At 34.5% G+C, this 3,000-nt stretch carries 3 protein-coding genes; all 3 read right to left on the reverse strand.

What is annotated here, in order from left to right; all coding sequences use genetic code 11:
• Positions 1-35 precede the first annotated feature (35 nt).
• Positions 36-1,037 carry a hypothetical protein gene (locus B2Z27_RS02830; RefSeq protein ID WP_286812487.1) on the reverse strand — a complete coding sequence of 334 codons (1,002 nt, stop codon included), beginning with the start codon at positions 1,035-1,037 and terminating at the stop codon, positions 36-38.
• A 198-nt stretch (positions 1,038-1,235) separates the two neighbouring features.
• Positions 1,236-1,619, reverse strand: coding sequence for a hypothetical protein (locus B2Z27_RS02835; RefSeq protein WP_286812488.1), 384 nt, complete (start codon positions 1,617-1,619; stop codon positions 1,236-1,238).
• A 159-nt stretch (positions 1,620-1,778) separates the two neighbouring features.
• A complete protein-coding gene (locus B2Z27_RS02840) occupies positions 1,779-2,528 on the reverse strand; it encodes a DUF1853 family protein (protein WP_286812489.1) in 750 nt (249 codons plus the stop codon).
• Between the last annotated feature and the right edge of the window lie 472 nt (positions 2,529-3,000).

Consider the following 3,000-nt stretch of genomic DNA (forward strand, 5'->3'; position numbering starts at 1 on the left):
GCTTGTGCAACGGTTACCGTTGTTAGCCCACGTTTTTATTTTAAATTATCCCAAAACTCTGGTGGATATTGGTCAACATCCAATGCATCTAAATTTATTGGTATTCGATTTATGTATTCTTTTCTGGTATTTTTTTTGCCATATTTTCTGTCCCATTCATCTTCTATTTGTTTGTTTCTTTTTTTCTCTTTAATGATTTCTTTTTGAAGCCTTAAAAATTCTCTCTCATCATTAATGTAATTAAAAAAATCCGCTGATTTTTTATTTTTAGAAGAAAGCAATTCTTCAAAGATTAAGCTTTTTTCATTTTCAAGGATGTTTTTATACTCGTCGATAAATGTTGGTCCAGTAAGGTCATTTATTTTCAACGAATTTTTATGAGGGTGAACAGATGGTGGAACAGACAATTCAAAAGCGAGTCTCCTTTTTGTCCAGTTGTAAGAAAGATGATAAGCACAACATAAACTTGAGGGATTAGAAATGAAAGTTTCGATTAAGTCTGTTAGACCATAATCATTTTCTATCGATTCTTTCAGAACTCCAATTTTATAATTTATACAATTTAAATTCCCTAATTCTTTGGCTTTCATAAAGCTATCCAAAGCTTGTTTGTTTAATTTTAGTTCGGAAAACAATACACCTTGAATGTAATATCCATAAATACAATCATTATTCTTTAAATATTTTAAAATTAAATCCAGTCCTTTATTTAATAGCTCTTTTTGCTTATTTGCATCGACGTAAGAATACAGAAAGGCTTGAGTAAAATAATAGTCAAGTGAATTTTCTGTAGAACTATATTTTAGTGTTTTTGAAGGAACGATTTTTTCAAAATCAAACATATACTCATCTTTCCAGCCATTTCCACATTGGCAACTTACCAAATCTAATCCTTGCTTGAAAAGTTCAGAAGCTTTTGAGTATTGTTTTGAATTCATAAATCCAAAACCTTGCACAATAAAGGATTTCCCGAGATTTTCTAAATCAAATCTTTTGATTAAGTCAATTTTTATGTTTGAATCAATATTTTCTTTCATAACTATGCTTATTCAAATGTGGGCTAACGGTTTAGCTATGAACAGTACGGGAGCAAACTAGCGTTTACTTTCCGCCAAGCACATAGCGAAATCTTTTTGTTTTGTTTTTTCTTTCCTTGTTTAAAGCAAAATCCAAAAGATTTTGCGGACTTCATAAAAATACGCAAACCCTGCGATTAAGCCCGAAGCCCGTATTGTTTATAGGTTGTGTTGTAATGAGTTTTTTATATTATTCCTATCAAGTGAGAATTCAGTCCGATTAGTATCCAGATATTTAATTAAGTCCAAAATCCTTAAATCCGTTGTTCTAGACCTTTTATTCTCATTACTAACCTTCCCATAGAGATACAAAATTACTTGGTCTAATGTTTTCGTGTCTACTTTATCCAGCTTAGATTGAAGATTTAACCAAGGTAAAAATAATAAGTCATCAATTTCTAAATGTGCTTGTCTTTTCAGCGAATTTTTCAAGTCCTCTTTATCCAGTTTAACCTGTCCATTTCCTTCAAATATTCGTTGTAAGAAATCCGAGAAAGATTCGATTAATATTCCTAAAGCTCTATAAGTAGAATTTCCAGACATTCAGATTAAATCAGTTCTATTTAAATTCATTACAACAATTGTATATGCACACAATTGCACATATTTCACCTATAAAAGTAATCTAATTCCCACCCACTTAAAAAAAGACCTATCAACAGTTATTAACAGGCATTTTTGTGTTTAAACTTAGAACTATGCTTACCACCATACCACAAAGAACTTTTCAAGCGTGTTGTTTTTCTTCATCCAAACCATGGGGGCACTGTTGTTTTCTAAGCGTTCTGTAATAGCTATAATAATTTCTTTGTGTGAGCGCCATGCTACGGTGTTCGTAGGCTGTAACACCCATTCGCTTTTGGTAGGGATATAAAATGTATGTGGTGTAAAGTCAGCCGTATGAAATGCTGCCAAGCGTAACCAATAGCCTATAATACAATTGTTGTTTAATGGTGCTATGGATAATGCCTCACAAGAATAAGGTTGAAATAACTGGGCTTTGTAGCAAATTTGCTGCGTCATGTTTTCGGTTTCAATTCCTTTTTCTAACAATGCGGAGCGCCCTATAGGCGTGTGAATCAAAGAAAATTGGTTGTTCTTTATCTTTTCTAGCTTGGCATAAAAGGCATCGCGCCGGTTGGGTCCTACCAGTTGGTGTATGGGTTCTTTAATATCGGTGTCGATCAGATAGAATTTATAGGTCAATTCTATGTGAATTAGCTGCTTTGTAGCGGTTTCCTGAACAATAAAATCTATTTCACCAATAGTCCGTTTTTCTTCCCGTATGGGCAAATTGTGCAGTAGTACATTATACGCATTACTAGCCTTTAACAACTGTTTGCACACAAATTCCATTTGATGTCCCAAGCGCAATTTTTCCGGTATTTCACTTACCACAAAACTGTCTGCCGTCACCTCAGGAAACTGAAACAGAGATACGCCAAACTGCACACCTTCCCAAAGCGGTGGAGTGCTTAAAAAGCCTTGTATCTGTTTGATGGTTGTAACTAGTTGGTCGATGGTTTATCTTTATTAGTTGTTAATTGTCGGTTGTTTGTAAATAGTATTGCTAAATACCGGTAACTGAGCGTAGCCGAAGTTACTTTTTTAAAACGCTACGCGCAAAACGTTGCATGTTAAACGCTATACGCTATACGCTTTGCGCTGGTCGCTTTTCGCTACGCGCTAAACACATATCGCTTATCTGCCTAATTATTAAATCTTGAGTTCAAAAAACAAATAGATTGTTTCCTCATTAAAAAGCTACTCGCAAATACAATTTTTTTTATGCCAAGCACTAATCGCCGTAAGCTATTCGCTTTTCGTCAGCAACTATCCTAAAGAGAAAAGCGCACAGCGTATTGCGTTCGGCGACCAGCGAACAGCCGACAACGAACAACCAACAACGAACAACGAACAACCA

The organism is Maribacter sp. UBA3344, from assembly GCF_002362375.1.
In the GTDB taxonomy this organism is placed as follows: Bacteria; Bacteroidota; Bacteroidia; order Flavobacteriales; family Flavobacteriaceae; genus Maribacter; species Maribacter dokdonensis.

Excerpts from the sequence above, each read along its gene's own strand:
- B2Z27_RS02835 (WP_286812488.1), bottom strand. The coding sequence starts at position 1,619 with ATGTCTGGAAATTCTACTTATAGAGCTTTAGGAATATTAATCGAATCT.
- B2Z27_RS02830 (WP_286812487.1), bottom strand. The coding sequence starts at position 1,037 with ATGAAAGAAAATATTGATTCAAACATAAAAATTGACTTAATCAAAAGA.